Source organism: Plantactinospora sp. GCM10030261 (genome assembly GCF_042666615.1).
Classification (GTDB): domain Bacteria; phylum Actinomycetota; class Actinomycetes; order Mycobacteriales; family Micromonosporaceae; genus KBS50.
This window is the reverse complement of record NZ_JBHTDD010000016.1, coordinates 48,574-64,582: the sequence shown is the minus strand read 5'-3', so window position 1 is coordinate 64,582 and position 16,009 is coordinate 48,574. Positions and strand designations below refer to the sequence as shown.

Here is a 16,009-nt window from a genome sequence, read left to right as displayed (position 1 = left end):
GGACGGGCGCCTCGGTCATGCGCGGTGCGTCGACAAGGGACCCCGCCACTCAGTCCAGCAGGTTCTTCCGCACCGCCACCAGTTCGTCGTCGGTCAGGCCCAGGCCCCGCCGCAGGTAGGCGTCGAACGAGCCGAACACCCGATCCACCTCGGAGTAGCCGGCCGCCAGGTACTCCGGTCGCACCTCCAGCACCGCCCGCACCGCACCCTCGTCCAGATCCGGCTGGCGACGCCGCAGCGCGGCCAGGATGACCTCGCGCAGGCTCTCGGTCAGCTCGTTGGTGCGCAGGTAGTCCGCCTCGATCGCGGTCCGGTCCACCCCGAGAATGGTCAGCAGGATCGCGGCCAGCCAGCCGGTCCGGTCCTTTCCAGCGGTGCAGTGGAACAGCAACGGCAGGTTCGCGGGGTCCACGGCCAGCCGGGCCGCGGTGGCGAAGCCCGCCCGAACCCGTTCGTCGGCGACGAACCACCGGTAGATCGCCCCCATCGCCCGCGGCGTACCCTCCGCGGCCAGCGCCGCGTACGCGTCCAGGTCATGCCCGAGCAACACGGCCGAGACGTACGTGACCACCGGGTGCCGTGGATCGTGAACCGGCACGTGCACCATCCGCGGCGTACCGGCCAGGCGGTCCGGCGGCGCCGCGTCGATCTCCGGGCGGCCGCGCAGGTCCAGCACACAGGCGACACCGAGCCCGCCCAGCACCGCGACGTCCTCATCGGTGAGCCGGCCCAGCGCCGGCGTCCGGAACAGTACGCCGGAGCGCACCCGACGCCCGTCGTACCCGGTGAATCCGCCCAGGTCCCGGGCGTTCGGCGCCCCCACCAGCGCCGGCCGCCGAGCCGGCAGGGGCGCGGCGGGGGGCACCGGCCTACGGGCGGGATGCGCGGACATACGGGCGAGCGTAAGCGTCGAACGGCCGAACGGCCGAACGGCCGAACGGCCGCTCGCAGCCAGTCAGCCCACGGGTCGACGGTCCGGGTGGGCCGGTGCCATGGATAGGCTGCCCGGCATGTCGATCAGCGCGGTCCGCACCCACCGGCTCTCCGCCGACCTGCACACCCCCTTCGTCACCGCGCTGCGCCGGGCGACCACGGTGGAGACCCTGGTCGTCGAGGTGGTCGACACGGACGGCCGGTCGGGCTTCGGCGAGGCGCCCCAGGTCTGGCAGGTGACCGGGGCGTCGATCGGCGGTTCCCGGGACTGCGTGGAGCAGATGCTCGGCCCGCTGCTGGTGGGCCGCGACCCGGATGACCTGGTGGCGCGCTGCGCCGAAGTCCGCCGGGCCGTGGTCGGCAACGAGGCCGCCAAGGCGGCGGTGGACACCGCGCTGCACGATCTCGCCGCCCGACGGCTCGGTGTGCCGCTGGTCCGGCTGCTCGGTGGTACGACGCTCCGGGTGCCCACCGACGTGACGCTCTCCGCCGGCGCCGCCGGCGACCTGGCGGCCACCGCCACCCGCCGGGTCACCGACGGATTCACCGTGCTCAAGCTCAAGGTGGGCACCGACGCCGCCGGCGACCTGGCCCGGGTACGCGCGGTTCGGGAGGCCGTCGGGCCCAAACCCCGGCTCCGACTCGACGCCAACCAGGGCTGGACCCCGCGGGAGGCGGTCCGGGTGATCACGGCCATCGAGGACGCCGGGCTGGACATCGAGCTGGTGGAACAGCCGGTGCACCGGCGGGACCTGGCAGGACTGGCCTGGGTCAGCGATCGGGTCCGTACCCCCATCCTGGCCGACGAATCGGTGTTCGACGCCCGCGACCTCGTCGAGGTCATCCGGCACCGGGCCGCCGACATGATCAATGTCAAGCTGGCGAAATGCGGCGGCTTGTCGACGGCACGGACGCTGCTCGACCTGTCCGCCACCCATGGTCTCGGGACCATCGTCGGGTCCATGATGGAAGGGCCGATCGGCCTGGGTGCCGCGGCAAGCCTGGTGGCCGCGTACGGCACCAGCAGCGTCTCGGATCTGGACGCCGCCTGGTGGCTGGCCGGGTCACCGGTGCGAGGCGGCATCCGCTACGACGGCGCCACCCTCGTCCTGCCCGACGCCCCTGGTCTCGGAGTCGACGGCATCGGATGAGAACGTTACCGGCGCGTCGGCGGTCCAGGTAGCCTCGGCGGCCGGGACGAGCGGAAGGCGGTACGCAGACGATGACACTGGAACCCGGCATGGAGGCCGTCGTCCGGGTCGCTGTGGCCACGTTGTGGACCCGTCCGGAGGCGGTCCGCCCGGTCGACGGGCCGGCCCTCGCCCGCCGGACCGACATTCCCGGCTGGATCGCCGCCATGAACTCAGACCAGCAGGTGGGCGACTGTGTGCTGAGCCAACTGCTGCTCGGCGAGCGGGTGCTGGTCCAGCAGGTACGCCCGGACGGCTGGGTGCATGTCCTGGCCCTCGAACAGCCCGCCGCCCGCCTCGACCCCCGGGGATACCCCGGCTGGCTGCCCGCCGACCAACTCGTCGCCGGCAATCCGGACGCCGACGACCACTCCGCCGACCGGCAGGTGGTCGACGCGACAGCCACCGCTCTGCACGCCGAACCGGACGACGAGCCGGTGCTGCCCGGAATCGTGCTGGGCACCCGCCTCGTCGCGGCCGGTGCCAGTCGGGACGGTTGGCGCCCGGTCTGGGCGCCCGGACACGAGCGGCCCCTGTGGGCGATCGCCGCTCACCTGGCACCCGAACCCGACCGACCGGCGTCGGCCGCCGAGGCCCTCGACGTCGCCGCCCGGCTCCGCGATGTCCGGTATGTCTGGGGCGGCGTCTCCGCGTACGGGATCGACTGTTCGGGATTGGTGCACCTGGCCTGGCGTCGGCTGGGCGTTCGGTTGCCCCGCGACGCCAGCGACCAGGCCGCCGCCACGACACCCGTGCCGGCTGGCGAGGAACGCCCGGGTGACCTGTTCTTCTTCGCCCGTCCGGGCCGCCGCATCCATCACATCGGCATGGTGTCGGCCCGGGCCGGGCGGGGCGAGGCACCCCGGATGCTGCACGCGTGCTACGTCCATCGGCGGGTCGTCGAGGAGTCGATGCCGCCGGAGCGTGCGGCGACACTGGTCGGCGTACACCGGGTGTAACAGTTCCCGGACGGTCGCCGGCCCGAAAAGCCGGGTGCCGGCAGTTCCGGTCCGCGCGCTGATGGACTTCGGCGCCGGATCGTCGCCGACTACCGCGCCGCTCGCGCCTCGGCCAACTCCCGGCGGCGGTCCCGATTGGACTTCACGAGGCTCGCAACGGTCGCCACGGCCAACGCACCCAGAATGACCGACAGGGACAGCCAGATCGGCACGTGCGGTGCCCACTCGACCGGCCGACCGCCGTTGATGAACGGCAGGTGATTATCGGCGAGCGCCTCCAGGATCAGCTTCACCCCGATGAAGCCGAGCACGAAAGCAAGCCCGAAGTTCAGGTAGAGCAGCCGGTCCAGCAGCCCTCCGAGCAGGAAGTACAGCTGCCGGAGGCCCATCAGGGCGAAGACGTTTGCGGTGAAGACCAGGTACGGCTCCTGGGTGATGCCGAAGATCGCCGGGATCGAGTCCAGCGCGAAAATCAGGTCGGTGGTACCGATCGCGATCATCACGATCAGCATGGGGGTGAACACCCGGCGCCCGTTCTCGCTTGTGGTGAGCTTGGCACTGTCGAAGGACTTCGACAGTGGCAGTGCCCGCCGGCTCCACCGGATCAGCACGTTCTCCTGGAACTCCTCCTCGTCCGGCTCACCCTGCCGGAAGAAGTTGATCGCGGTGTAGATCAGGAAGGCACCGAAGATGTAGAAGACCCAGGAGAACTGCGATATCAGGGCAGCTCCGGCGGCGATGAACCCGCCGCGCATCACAAGCGCCAGCACGATGCCGATGAGCAGTACCTTCTGCTGGTACTGCCGGGGTACGGCGAACCGACCCATGATGATGATGAAGACGAAGAGGTTGTCCACCGAGAGGCTGTACTCGGTGAGCCAGCCCGTGTAGAACTCGACCGCCGGCGTCGCCCCGCCGGCCAGCCAGATGACGCCGCCGAAGATCAGCGCCAGGGCGACGTAGAAGGTCACCCAGAGGCTTGACTCGCGAATCGATGGCTCATGGGGACGTCGCCCGATGATCAAAAGATCGACGAGCAGGATCGCCGTGAGTGCGACAAGCGTCGCGACCCAAACCCAGGCAGACACGTCCAACGCTCTTCCTCCGGCAGACACGTGGCATCGCGTTGTCGGCCTTCATTCTCAGGTACCGGGCGCGATGCGGGCAGCAGTGGCTGTCGGAGGTCTCTTCCGCCGCCCTTCAGAACGACCGACGGTGCCGGGTCCGAGCCGGGTTCACCCGGTCGAACCGTGCTGACGACAACCGTCGCGAGGAATACTCCCCTCCTACCCGCCCATTCTTGCCCATCGACCGGCCTGAGCGCATCCTGGCGCGGCCCTGGCGTCTGTGAGATCACGTACTGTGCCGGGTTGCGTGTCGCGTTGTGTAAGGCAGTGATAACGGAGCACGACACTCCGCCCAATGCTGCCTAGGAGGCTAGGTGTATTGACGGGCATGACGCCGCGTTGTTCCCGTGGGAAATCTTGTGTGTGCCCCGCTTCGACCGGCTGGTGGAGGAGCTGCTCGACTTCCTGTTGAGGCGGCTCGACGAGCCCGGCCTCAACACTGTTGGCCGCGCACGAGCCACGCGGGTGTCGGCAGCCTACTTCGAGGGTGCCGGTGGCCGCGCGGAAACCCGGATAGCGAGGTTCACCGGCTGTGCGACATGTTCACGGCTCTCCCCTGGCGTGCTCTTCACCGATCATGGTGGCATCGCCGTGCCGGCCTGGCCGTGCCTGCCCGTCCGATCGCTGGCGCTCGGTTTCGCCGGGGATCAGCACTACCGAGCGGAACGGAGCCCGGACAACGCCGTCCTAGCCTCCGGGAGGCCGGCTCCCGGGGCGGGTCGCGGAACCGCCACATGTCAGGCTTGACGCATGGTGCTTGAGGTCGCGCTCATCGATGTACTCCCCGATCACGGGGAGGAGTTCGCCGCCGCTTACGCGAAAGCGCGCGAGGCGTTGGTCACCACGCCCGGCTGCCGTTCGGTCCGGATGACGCGGGGGATCGAGTCGCCCTCGCGGTTCGTGCTGCTTGTGGAGTGGGATTCAGTAAGCGCGCACGAGGAGAACTTCCGGGCGACCGAGCGGTTCGTCAGGTGGCGGTCGCTGATCGGGCCGCACTTCGCCGGACCGCCCGTCGTCGAGCACTTCACCGACGTACCGTCCCCGACCGGTTCCTGACCGGTCGGGGACGACACCGGCCGCGAACGACATGACGGCGGTCGCGTCTTCACACGACGGCGATCCCCTGGGAGCCTCGGCGACGGCCACCCGACGGCCAGTGACGAGGGGTGCTTGGCGAGGTCGCGGACGTCCCGAGTCCCGGAGTCAGGGCCGGTACGTCCCGAACGACCAGACGTACCCCTCGACATCTCGGGCCGCATACTCGCGGGAACCGTAGTCGGTGTCCCGCAGTCCGATGGTGATCTCGGCACCGGCCGCACGAGCCCGTTCATGATGGGCATCGATGTCGTCGACTGCCACGTAGACGGACCAGGCGTCGTCAGCCGGCCGGCTGAGCGGACCACTGGTCTGGCCGACCATTATCATGCCATCGCCGAAGGCGAGTTCGGCGTGCGCGACAGAGCCGTCCGGCCCGTCGTACACCTGGTGACGGACGAAGCCGAACGCCGTTTCCAACCAGTCGATGGCGGACTTGGCGTCGGCGTACTTGAAGATCGGATAGAGCGTTCGCATGCCGTCAGTCTGCGCCGGCCGGCGGGGCGGAGATTGGACGAATGTGACCTGAGGCCGGCGGCAAAGCCCCGGCCCGCGGGTGGCAGAGCCCGCGGCCGGCCTGCGGTCGGGGCCTCATGCCGGTCCGGACGGCCAGACCTCGGTTGGCGTGCCACCGGTGAACTCGCGCACCTCGCGGATCAGGTGCGCCTGGTCGAAGTATCCGGCGGTGGCGGCGATGCCCGCCCAACCGTCCACGCGGCCGGGGCGGCTCAGCAGGTCCACCGTCCGCTGGAAACGCAACAGCCGGGCGGCTGTCTTGGGTGGCATGCCCACCGACCGGCGGAAGGTCGCGGCGAAGTGTCGCCGACTCCAGCCAAGCTCGGCGGCGAGCGCGCCGACCGCGACCCGGCCGTGTGCCGTCACGAGTCGCCGCCACGCCCACGCGACGCGCGGGTCGGGCGGCGCGGTGGCCGCCAGCCGGGCAGACAGAACGGCGTCGAGCAGGGCGAACCGCTGCTGCCAACCATCAGCGGACGCCAACCGGTCGGGCACGTCGGTGAGCCAGGGAACGGACAGGTCCCCGAGCGTGACCGCCCGGTTGGCCAGGTCCCGCATCGGTACGCCGAACAGCCGACCGGCGACCAACGGATCCAGGATCAGTTCCACACCCTGGCCAACACCGACGGTACGGGTCACCGCGTACGAATCGAACGTCCCGGCCACGAAGGAGTTCACGCCGGTGACACCCCGGCCGGGCGCCCGTGGGTCCGTGACATCCAGCGGCGCTCCCCAGCCGAGTATCAGCACCGCGAACGCGCCGGCCGACTCGCGGCGGATCAGCACGTCATCCGCCCGCTCAACGTAGCCGTCGTACCGGTCGACGTGCTGCCGCAGCGGCTCCGTCGGTTGCCCGGAGACGATGGACCAGGGTGGTGGCGCGAGGTCGGTCATCGGCTCATTTGACGCCGGCTACGTCCATGCCGCGCAACTCCTTCTTCAGTTCCGCCACCTCGTCCCGGATCCGGGCCGCCAGTTCGAACTGCAACTCGCGGGCGGCGGCCAGCATCTGGTCGTTGAGCTCCTGGATGAGCTGGGCCAGGTCGGCGCGGGCCATCCCCTCGCGGGACGGCTTCGAGGCCGCCGCACGGCTGCGCGTCTCCTTGACCGGAGCCTTACCGCGGGACAGTTGTCGGGCCGCACCGCCGACCTGGGTCCGCTCGGTGTCCTCGGCCTCCCGGTAGATGTCGTCCAGGATGTCGTGGATCTTCTTCCGCAGGGGTTGCGGACTGGTCCCGGTCGCCTCGTTGTGGGCAAGCTGCTTGGCCCGCCGCCGGTTGGTCTCCTCGATGGCGTTGGCCATCGACGGGGTGATCTTGTCGGCATACATGTGCACCTGACCGGAGACGTTGCGCGCCGCGCGACCGATGGTCTGGATCAGCGACCGGCCACTGCGCAGGAAGCCCTCCTTGTCCGCGTCCAAGATCGCCACCAGAGACACCTCGGGCAGGTCGAGACCCTCCCGGAGCAGGTTGATGCCGACGAGCACGTCGTAGTCGCCCTTGCGCAACTCCCGCAGCAACTCGACCCTGCGCAGGGTGTCGACCTCGGAGTGCAGGTAGCGCACCCGGATGCCGTGCTCCAGCAGATAGTCGGACAGGTCCTCGGCCATCTTCTTGGTCAGCGTGGTGACCAGCACCCGCTCGTCCCGCTCGGTACGCTCCTTGATCTCGTGCATCAGGTCGTCGATCTGGCCCTTGGTCGGCTTGACCACCACTTCGGGGTCCACCAGTCCGGTGGGTCGGATGACCTGCTCGACGAACTCCCCGCCGGCCTGATCGAGTTCCCAGTCGCCTGGCGTGGCGGAGAGGAACACCAGCTGGCCGACCCGCTCGAGGAACTCGTCGAACCGCAGCGGCCGGTTGTCAGCCGCGCTGGGCAACCGGAAACCGTGCTCGATCAGCATCCGCTTGCGGGAGGCGTCACCCTCGTACATGCCACCGATCTGCGGGATGGTCACATGGGACTCGTCGACCACGGTGAGGAAGTCGTCCGGGAAGTAGTCGAGCAGGCAGTGCGGCGGGCTGCCGGGCAACCGGCCGTCGATGTGCATGGAGTAGTTCTCGATGCCGGAGCAGAACCCGACCTGCCGCATCATCTCGACGTCGTATGTGGTTCGCATCCGCAACCGCTGCGCCTCCAGCAGCTTGCCCTGCTGCTCCAGCTCCGCGAGCCGCTCGGCCAGCTCGGCCTCGATGCCCTGGATCGCCCGCTCCATCCGCTCCGGCCCGGCGGCGTAGTGCGTGGCCGGGAAGATCATCAGACCGCTCGCCTCACGGACCACCTCGCCGGTCAGCGGATGCAGGTAGTAGAGCTTCTCCACCTCGTCGCCGAAGAACTCGATCCGGACGGCCAGCTCCTCGTACGCCGGGATGATCTCCAGCGTGTCACCGCGGACCCGGAAGGTCCCCCGCTGGAAGGCCATGTCGTTGCGGGTGTACTGGATGTCGACCAGCCGGCGTAGCAGCTTGTCCCGCTCGATCTCCTGACCGACGGCCAGCCGCACGGCCCGATCCAGGTATTCCTCAGGAGTGCCCAGCCCATAGATCGCCGAGACGGTGGCCACCACCACCACGTCCCGCCGGGTCAGCAGCGACATCGTCGCCGAGTGCCGCAGCCGCTCCACCTCCTCGTTGATCGAGGAGTCCTTCTCGATGTAGGTGTCCGTCTGCGGGATGTATGCCTCAGGTTGGTAGTAGTCGTAGTAGGAAACGAAGTATTCGACCGCGTTGTCCGGCAGGAGTTCGCTGAACTCCTTGGCCAACTGCGCGCAGAGTGTCTTGTTGGGCGCCAGCACCAGGGTGGGTCGCTGAAGCCGCTCGACCAGCCAGGCGGTGGTCGCGCTCTTGCCGGTGCCGGTGGCGCCCAGCAGCACCGCGTGCCGATCGCCACGGCGGACCCGCCGTTCGAGATCGTCGATCGCCGCCGGCTGGTCGCCGGAGGGCTGGAACTCGCTGATGACCTGGAAGCGGCCGTCGAGTCGCGGGATGTCGAGCGCCATGCCAGCAACGGTACGCCGCGGGTCCGACATGCTGGGCGACCGAGCGGCCGTCGGCCACGACGATCGGTGGCCGATCGACGCCGATAACGCCATTGTGTGCGTCAGATCACCGCGATACCGTCTGAGGGTAGGCCGCTCGCGGCGGCCGACCGGGCGAACGACCGGATCCGCAACGGTGTCCGTCGCGCCCGGACGCGTTGGTTGCAGCCCCGGCACCGTTCGGCGAGCGCACCGACACGGGTCGCGCCGAGGCGCGGACCGGCCGCCGCGAGCGCCCTTGGCCACCCCTCCGTCCGCACGGAACCACCCCCCGTCCGCACCGTCTCCGGTCCGCCTTCGCGAGGAGATCCACGTCCGGCCGCCGAACTCCCGGTCCGGCCACGCGGACGTCACCTCCGTCCCGATCTCACCGTTGCACACCCGTGAGGACCAGTACCCCCACCGTGGCCCGCCGCCGCCCGGCCACGCTGGCCCTGCTGACCAGTCTGGCGGTCGCCTCCGGGATCGGACTCACCGTCGTCCTCTCGGCACCGGTAGGCCACGAGGATCCGGACACCGCGCGGTCGCTGACCGCCCCCGAGGCCCGCCGGCTGGCATCCATGCGCGTGACGAACCATCGTGACGGCGGCACCGGGATCCGGGCCACGCTGGGCCGGTCCGCCGATCGGGTCGATCTCGCCGGTTGGCTCGACTGGCGACAGGGACTCGCCTATCTGACCGTCCAGGGACCCGGCGCCGGTGCCGACCGGGGGCTGGTGCAGGCCATGCCCGGAGTCCTGGTACGCCGGCCGCCGCCCACCTCCGAACCCTCGGCCACCTCCGAACACTCGGCCAGCAACGAGCCCTCGGCCAGCAACGACCTGCCGCCCACCGTCGATGCGCCACCCGGCGTACCACCGCGGGACGGGTGGCGGGTCCGGCCGGCGGATCCCGCCACGCGACCGCTTGACGCGTTCCTGGCACTGCTGTTCGGTCTGGTCGCCGACCGGCCCGACGAGGCCGAGACGGTGGCGCGCGGACCGTCCCGCTGGGTGGGCCGGGAGCGCGTGGGCCCGGTCGACGTCGACGTACTGGCGGTACCGGTAGCGGTCGCGCCGCCGGCACCGACCGACGACCAGGCCCGCCGGCCACCTCCGGGCGGCGGTGGCCAGCTGGCCGTCCGGTACTGGCTGGACGAGCGAGCCCGGCTGCACCGGCTGGCGACGACCCTGCCCGGCGACGTTCCGGTCGTGGCGGACCTCGACCGGGTGGCCCGGCCGTCACTGATCGCGGTCGACGCGCTGGGCGGCGGCCCGGTGACTCCCCGCGCCGTGACCGACGAGGAGGCCGAGCGATTGGCCCGGATGAGGTCGGTCAACCGAGCCCGTGGCGGCGCCCGCGTCACCCTGCGACTGTCCACCTGGCCGGCCGTCAACCTGCGCGGGGGCGGTTGGCTCGACTGGCGTGCCGGCGTGGCCTACCTGGCCATCCGGGACGTTGACGGGCCGACGACCGTGTTGGTCCGGGCGGACCGGAGGGGGATCGCCAGCCGCCCGGCGGCCGGGACCGCCACCGAGACCCCGGTGGGGTCGGCCCAGGGTCACACAGCGGGCGCCACCCCGGGCCGCACGACCACCCCGGGCCACTCAGCGGGCGCCACCCCGGATCGCACGGCGGACACCACCACCGACCACACGACCACCCCGGATCGGGTGGCCAACGCCATCCCGGTCCCAGGCCGATGGGCCAACGCGGTCCCCAACGGCATGGCGAACGTGGTCCCGGCCCGCGCGGGTGGGGTGACGGCCGGTCCCACCACCGAGGGGACCGGCAGTCCCACGGCCGGCCGCAGCCCGGACCGCACGTCCGTGGCGACCCCGGACCGCGCGGCCGGGCTGACCCCGGACCCCCCGGCGACCGCCACCGCGGACCGGACGACCCGCCCGGACCCGGGCACCATGGCGCCGGACCTGCCCGCGGATGGGCCCGACACGGACCCCGTACCGCCGCTTCCGCCGCCGGTCGACCGACGATGGGCGCTCGACGGCTGGGACCGGCACGGGATCGACGGCGGCGCCATGGACCTGGACCTGCTGATCAGCGAGGGGCTGGCGGCGGGCCGCCGGACGACCGACGCGACCAGGGAGGTCCGCTCCGCCGGCGTGTGGCTGCGATCGGACACCCTGGACGGACGGCCGGTGACCGTGTTCGAGATGCCCAAGGCAGCGGAGGCGGGTGTGCCGCCCGGCCACGCCCGGCTGCGGTACTGGGTTGACGGGTCGGGACTGCTCCGCCGGCTGGAACTGCGTACCCGTACCGGCGCCTTCGCCCAACTCGACCTGACCCCGGAGCGGGTTCCCTACCTGGCCCCGGTGCCGGTGCGATGATCCGCGGGTCCGGGTCGGGAGACCGCGCCGGCTACCCGCACCTGGACCTCGGCTGGCCGCCCCGGGTCGGCGCTGGCATGCCGGCGAACCGGCCCGTCGGCGCTGTCCGGCCCGGCACCCCCGGCGGCGCAGCGGGGGAAGCCGGCCTCGGTCAGCGGTCCCGCGATGCCGTCCAGGTCGGCCCGAACGGCCACGGTGACCTCGATGGCAATCACATCGTGTGCGGGCGCCTCGGGCACGGCGGTCGGTCCGACGTGGTCCACCCGCATGGCCAGGGAGCCAACGGCGTGTCGTATCCGCGCGGCGAGCCGCTCGTACTGTTCCGGCCAGGACGGGTCGGGCTGGTCCAGCACCCGCGGTACGGTGCCGGCCGGTCGTCGGTGCCGCAGGTTCTCCTCGTACGGCACCAGCCGATCCCGCCACACGATGTCGATCTCGCGACGCAGGTCGGCCAGCTCGCCCTCGTTGGTCAGCAGCACATCGGCGGCGGCCCGTCGGCGAGCATCGTCGGCCTGCGCCGCGATCCGCTCCCGGGCCTGGCCCGAGGTCATACCCCGGGTCCGGACCAGCCGGCCCACCCGGACCTCCGGCGCCGCTGTCACCACCAGCACCAAGTGGTACGTCGGGGTGAGGCCCACCTCGACCAGCAGCGGCACGTCGTTGACGACCACCGCGTCCGCCGGCGCCGCCGCGACGAGTGCCGCCGACCGGGCCCGGACCCGGGGATGGGTGATCCCTTCGAGTTGGATCCGAGCGGCGGGATCGGCGAACACGATCCCGGCCAGCGCGGCGCGGTCCAACGCGCCGTCGGCGTCGAGCACCCGTTCACCGAAGGCGGCCACCACATCCCGCAGGCCGTCGGTGCCCGGCGCCACCACCTCCCGCGCGATCCGGTCGGAGTCGACGATCACCGCACCCAGCTCGGCCAGCCGGTCGGCGACGGCACTCTTGCCGGCTCCGATCCCGCCGGTCAGTCCCACCCGCAGCACGGCGCCCAGTCAACCCGTTGACCGGATCGGCGGCAAGCGCGACCCACCGGTCTACCGACGAGCGCGACACACCGGTTCAGGCGAGCGAACGCGGTGCGTGCAGACGTGAATCACGTCGCGCACGACGGAGGTCCCGCCGCCGGTGCCCGGATGTCCGGGCCCGGCTGACGGGACCTCCATGGTGCCGTGCCTGTTACTTGCCGCCAGCGAGCTTCTCCCGCAGCGCGGCGAGCGCCTCGTCGGTGGCGAGGGTGCCGGCCGGCTCCTCGCCCTGCCGGGACGGAGCCGGGGTGCTGGTGGAGGCTCCGCCTCCACCGCCGCCACCACCACCGCCGGTGGTGGCAGCCGGAGCCGGCGGGTTGGCGGCCGCCTCGGCGTCGGCGGCGCGGGAGGTCTGCACCTGCTTGGTGTGCGCCTCCCACCGCTGACGCGCCTCGGCGTACTGCGTCTCCCACGTCTCGCGCTGCTTGTCGTACCCCTCGAGCCACTCGCCGGTCTCCGGGTCGAAGCCCTCCGGGTAGATGTAGTTGCCCTCGGTGTCGTAGGTGGCGGTCATGCCGTAGAGGGTCGGGTCGAAGTTCTCCTCGCCCTCGACGAAGCCCTCGTTCGCCTGCTTGAGCGACAGGGAGATCCGCCGCCGCTCCAGGTCGATGTCGATGACCTTCACCATGACGTCCGAGCCCACCTGGACGACCTGCTCGGGGATCTCCACGTGCCGCTCGGCCAGTTCGGAGATGTGGACCAGGCCCTCGATGCCGTCGTCCACCCGGACGAAGGCGCCGAACGGAACAAGCTTGGTGACCTTACCCGGCACGATCTGCTGGATCGCGTGGGTCCGGGCGAACTGGCGCCACGGGTCTTCCTGGGTGGCCTTGAGCGACAGCGAGACGCGCTCGCGGTCCAGGTCGACGTCGAGGACCTCGACCTCCACCTCCTGGCCGACCTCGACGACCTCGGACGGGTGGTCGATGTGCTTCCAGGACAGCTCGGAGACGTGCACGAGGCCGTCCACGCCGCCGAGGTCGACGAAGGCGCCGAAGTTGACGATCGAGGAGACGACGCCCTTGCGGACCTGGCCCTTCTGCAGCTTGTTGAGGAACTCGGTGCGCACCTCGGACTGCGTCTGCTCCAGCCACGCCCGGCGGGACAGGACCACGTTGTTGCGGTTCTTGTCCAGCTCGATGATCTTCGCCTCGAGCTCGCGACCGACGTACGGCTGCAGGTCGCGCACCCGACGCATCTCGACCAGGGACGCGGGCAGGAAGCCCCGCAGCCCGATGTCGAGGATGAGACCGCCCTTGACCACCTCGATGACAGAGCCGCGAACGACGCCGTCCTCGTCCTTGATCCGCTCGATCGTGCCCCAGGCGCGCTCGTACTGGGCGCGCTTCTTGGACAGGATCAGCCGGCCTTCCTTGTCCTCCTTCTGGAGGACAAGAGCCTCGATGTGGTCGCCGACCGACACCACCTCGGCGGGATCGACGTCGTGCTTGATCGACAACTCACGCGAGGGGATCACGCCCTCGGTCTTGTAGCCGATGTCGAGTAGGACCTCGTCCCGATCGACCTTGACGACGGTGCCTTCGACAATGTCGCCGTCGTTGAAATACTTGATGGTCTCGTCGATCGCGGCGAGGAACGCTTCTTCCGTGCCGATATCGTCGACGGTGACCCGGTTGGCGCTCGAGGTGGCCTCGATGCTGCTCGTCATGTGGGCGGTTGCTCCGGTCGGATGGTTGTCACTACAAACGTGTGTCGCGGTGACCTGTTCGCGCCAACGGACCCGTCGTCGGGCACGGCCGAACGATCACCTGTCGGAGATCATTTGGGCGTATCCGACGACCGCGGACCTGCTCCCTGCCGAGGCACACGATCCGCAAGCGCATCGAACAGCCTACCGTGTGCATTACCACAGCGTGCAAGGGCCGGGGGTACGTGATCCAGCCCGCTTTCCGGGAGTCCCGAGGATACCCGGACATAACAGGATGGGATCGCTCTTGGCGACTCGGACGACCATGGACGGGGATCCACCCACTCGACATGCGGTACGCCGACGCCGCCATCGTCGGTCGTCGGCTGGCCCGCCGCGAGCCGGCCAGCGGCTCGGACGCGGGCCTAGACTGCCGCAGTGACCGACGACCAGCCGGACGATGGTGGGCCCGGCGTGCTCCGGCGCCCAGTGACGGACGCGGAGAGCCGGCTGGCCAACCGCGCCTGGTGGGACGCGGACGCCGACAACTACCAGGCCGAACACGGCGCCTTCCTGGGCGAGGTCGACTTCGTCTGGTGCCCGGAAGGGCTGCGGGAGGCCGATGCCCGCCTGCTCGGTCCGGTGCGCGACGCCCGGGTACTGGAGCTGGGCTGCGGCGCCGCGGCCGCCGCCCGATGGCTGGCCAGCCAGGGGGCCAGGGTGGCCGCCATGGATCTGTCCGCCGGCATGCTGCGGCACGCGGTCCACGACGCCGAGACCTCCGGCGTACGAGTGCCGCTCGTGCAGGCCGACGCGCTCGCGCTGCCGTTCGCCGACACCGCCTTCGACATCGTGTGTACGGCGTTCGGCGCGATCCCGTTCGTCGCCGACTCGGCGGCCGCGCACCGCGAGGTGTTCCGGGTGCTGCGGCCCGGCGGCCGGTGGGTCTTCTCGGTCACCCACCCGATGCGCTGGATCTTCCTTGACGACCCGGGTGAGGGTGGGCTGCTCGCGGTGCACTCGTACTTCGACCGCCGCCCGTACGTGGAGCAGGACGCCACCGGCGTGCCGACGTACGTCGAGCAGCACCGCACCCTGGGCGACCGGGTACGCGAGATCGTCGGCGCCGGCTTCGCCCTGCGCGACATCGTCGAACCTGAATGGCCCGAGGGGCACGACGGGATCTGGGGCCAGTGGAGCCCGCTGCGCGGCCGGCTCTTCCCCGGCACCGCCATCTTCGTGGCCGACAAGCCGGCGACCTGACCCGTTCGCCACCCCGCCGGTACGCGCGATGGCGGCCCTCCGCACCTATCCTGCCCGAGTGGACGCCATTTCCTGGGAACGCTGACAACCGTACGCCGCCGCGGGCATCCCCTGTTACTGGCGGGTCGAGCAGGACCCGGTGCACGTGTACGCGTACCGGCTCAGCGACCTGCCGAACGCGGCGGTCGAGCGACAATACGAACTGATCACCGAGAGCGCCGAGGTGATCGAGTTGACCGAGCCGTTCGACCTCAAACTGCCGATCCGCGAGATCATCCCGTAGCTCCCCGCTGTGACCGGGTCCGTTTCCGGCGCTCCGGTCCGGGTACCCGGGCGGCATGGCCGAGCAGAAGTTCCACCGGGGAGATCACGTCTCCTGGGCCAGCCACAGCGGCCGGGGACACGGGGTCGTGCAGGAGGAGATCACCGAACGGACCCGGATTCGCGGCCGGACGGTGAACGCCTCCCCGGAGGCGCCGCAGTACCGGATCCGCAACGAAGACTCCGGCAAGGACGTCGCCCACCGACCGGAGGCGCTGCGCCATGAGTCCGCGTGACGAGGGCCGCGACACCTACCGGGAGTTCACCGAGGCGGTGAACATGAAGCCCGGTGAGTTGCAGACCTGGCTGGAGACCGAGGAGTCCAAGGCGGTCGGCTGGCACAAGGGCGGCGGCGAGTCGGTGGGGCACGACTCCGGCCGCAAAATTGTCAACCTGCTGCGCCGGAAGAAGGCGGAACTCACCGACGCCGACTACTCGCACATGCGCAAGGTGGTGGGTTACGTCCGCCGGCACATGGCGCAGCGGCCCAGCGGGGACATCCGCGACACCAAGTGGCGGTACTCGTTGATGAACTGGGGCCACGACCCGCTCAAGTGAT

At 70.7% G+C, this 16,009-nt stretch carries 14 protein-coding genes and 1 pseudogene; 8 read left to right on the top strand and 7 right to left on the bottom strand.

The features are described 5' to 3' along the window. Positions 1-49: 49 nt before the first annotated feature. A complete protein-coding gene (locus ACFQUZ_RS19640; RefSeq protein ID WP_377444353.1) occupies positions 50-847 on the bottom strand; it encodes a tyrosine-protein phosphatase in 798 nt (265 codons plus the stop codon). Between the two features lie 163 nt (positions 848-1,010). Here ACFQUZ_RS19640 and ACFQUZ_RS19635 point away from each other — a divergent pair, with 163 nt between their 5' ends. Beyond that, positions 1,011-2,084, top strand: a complete 1,074-nt coding sequence (locus ACFQUZ_RS19635; protein ID WP_377444166.1) for a mandelate racemase/muconate lactonizing enzyme family protein — start codon at positions 1,011-1,013, stop codon at positions 2,082-2,084. 71 nt (positions 2,085-2,155) lie between these two features. Beyond that, positions 2,156-3,082, top strand: a complete 927-nt coding sequence (locus ACFQUZ_RS19630; RefSeq protein WP_377444164.1) for an NlpC/P60 family protein — start codon at positions 2,156-2,158, stop codon at positions 3,080-3,082. An 89-nt stretch (positions 3,083-3,171) separates the two neighbouring features. Here the strand turns inward: ACFQUZ_RS19630 and ACFQUZ_RS19625 are convergent, their stop codons facing one another. Continuing rightward, the gene (locus ACFQUZ_RS19625) at positions 3,172-4,176 is read right to left on the bottom strand and encodes a TerC family protein (RefSeq protein WP_377444162.1); all 1,005 of its coding nucleotides are present in this window, start codon (positions 4,174-4,176) and stop codon (positions 3,172-3,174) included. 783 nt (positions 4,177-4,959) lie between these two features. Here ACFQUZ_RS19625 and ACFQUZ_RS19620 point away from each other — a divergent pair. Then, complete coding sequence (locus tag ACFQUZ_RS19620; RefSeq protein WP_377444160.1) at positions 4,960-5,265, top strand: antibiotic biosynthesis monooxygenase family protein; 306 nt, start codon at positions 4,960-4,962, stop codon at positions 5,263-5,265. Between the two features lie 147 nt (positions 5,266-5,412). Here ACFQUZ_RS19620 and ACFQUZ_RS19615 read toward each other — a convergent pair whose 3' ends face one another. The 3 genes from ACFQUZ_RS19615 to uvrB form a co-directional block, all read right to left on the bottom strand. Beyond that, positions 5,413-5,781 (bottom strand): VOC family protein, encoded by a 369-nt coding sequence (locus ACFQUZ_RS19615; RefSeq protein WP_377444158.1) that lies wholly within the window; start codon positions 5,779-5,781, stop codon positions 5,413-5,415. A gap of 114 nt (positions 5,782-5,895) precedes the next feature. Further along, positions 5,896-6,714 (bottom strand): helix-turn-helix domain-containing protein, encoded by an 819-nt coding sequence (locus tag ACFQUZ_RS19610; protein WP_377444156.1) that lies wholly within the window; start codon positions 6,712-6,714, stop codon positions 5,896-5,898. A 4-nt stretch (positions 6,715-6,718) separates the two neighbouring features. Beyond that, the gene (uvrB, locus tag ACFQUZ_RS19605) at positions 6,719-8,821 is read right to left on the bottom strand and encodes an excinuclease ABC subunit UvrB (RefSeq protein ID WP_377444154.1); all 2,103 of its coding nucleotides are present in this window, start codon (positions 8,819-8,821) and stop codon (positions 6,719-6,721) included. A 422-nt stretch (positions 8,822-9,243) separates the two neighbouring features. Here uvrB and ACFQUZ_RS19600 point away from each other — a divergent pair, with 422 nt between their 5' ends. Next, positions 9,244-11,187 (top strand): hypothetical protein, encoded by a 1,944-nt coding sequence (locus tag ACFQUZ_RS19600; RefSeq protein WP_377444153.1) that lies wholly within the window; start codon positions 9,244-9,246, stop codon positions 11,185-11,187. On the opposite strand, the gene coaE is transcribed toward ACFQUZ_RS19600, so the two are convergent. Continuing rightward, a complete protein-coding gene (gene coaE / locus ACFQUZ_RS19595; protein ID WP_377444151.1) occupies positions 11,160-12,176 on the bottom strand; it encodes a dephospho-CoA kinase in 1,017 nt (338 codons plus the stop codon). The genes ACFQUZ_RS19600 and coaE overlap by 28 nt on opposite strands. Positions 12,177-12,369: 193 nt before the next feature. Further along, complete coding sequence (gene rpsA / locus ACFQUZ_RS19590) at positions 12,370-13,887, bottom strand: 30S ribosomal protein S1 (RefSeq protein ID WP_377444149.1); 1,518 nt, start codon at positions 13,885-13,887, stop codon at positions 12,370-12,372. A gap of 417 nt (positions 13,888-14,304) precedes the next feature. Between rpsA and ACFQUZ_RS19585 the strand changes: the two genes are divergently transcribed. From ACFQUZ_RS19585 to ACFQUZ_RS19570, 4 genes and pseudogenes are all read left to right on the top strand, one after another. Next, on the top strand, positions 14,305-15,129 hold the full coding sequence (locus ACFQUZ_RS19585) for a class I SAM-dependent methyltransferase (RefSeq protein WP_377444147.1): 825 nt from the start codon (positions 14,305-14,307) through the stop codon (positions 15,127-15,129). Positions 15,130-15,268: 139 nt separating this feature from the next. Next, positions 15,269-15,412, top strand: coding sequence for a hypothetical protein (locus ACFQUZ_RS19580; RefSeq protein ID WP_377444145.1), 144 nt, complete (start codon positions 15,269-15,271; stop codon positions 15,410-15,412). 55 nt (positions 15,413-15,467) lie between these two features. Then, positions 15,468-15,686 (top strand): DUF2945 domain-containing protein, encoded by a 219-nt coding sequence (locus tag ACFQUZ_RS19575; protein WP_377444143.1) that lies wholly within the window; start codon positions 15,468-15,470, stop codon positions 15,684-15,686. Next, positions 15,673-16,005: pseudogene (locus ACFQUZ_RS19570) on the top strand (DUF3140 domain-containing protein); the annotation flags it as partial. The gene ACFQUZ_RS19575 and the pseudogene ACFQUZ_RS19570, both read left to right, overlap by 14 nt. Positions 16,006-16,009 lie beyond the last annotated feature (4 nt).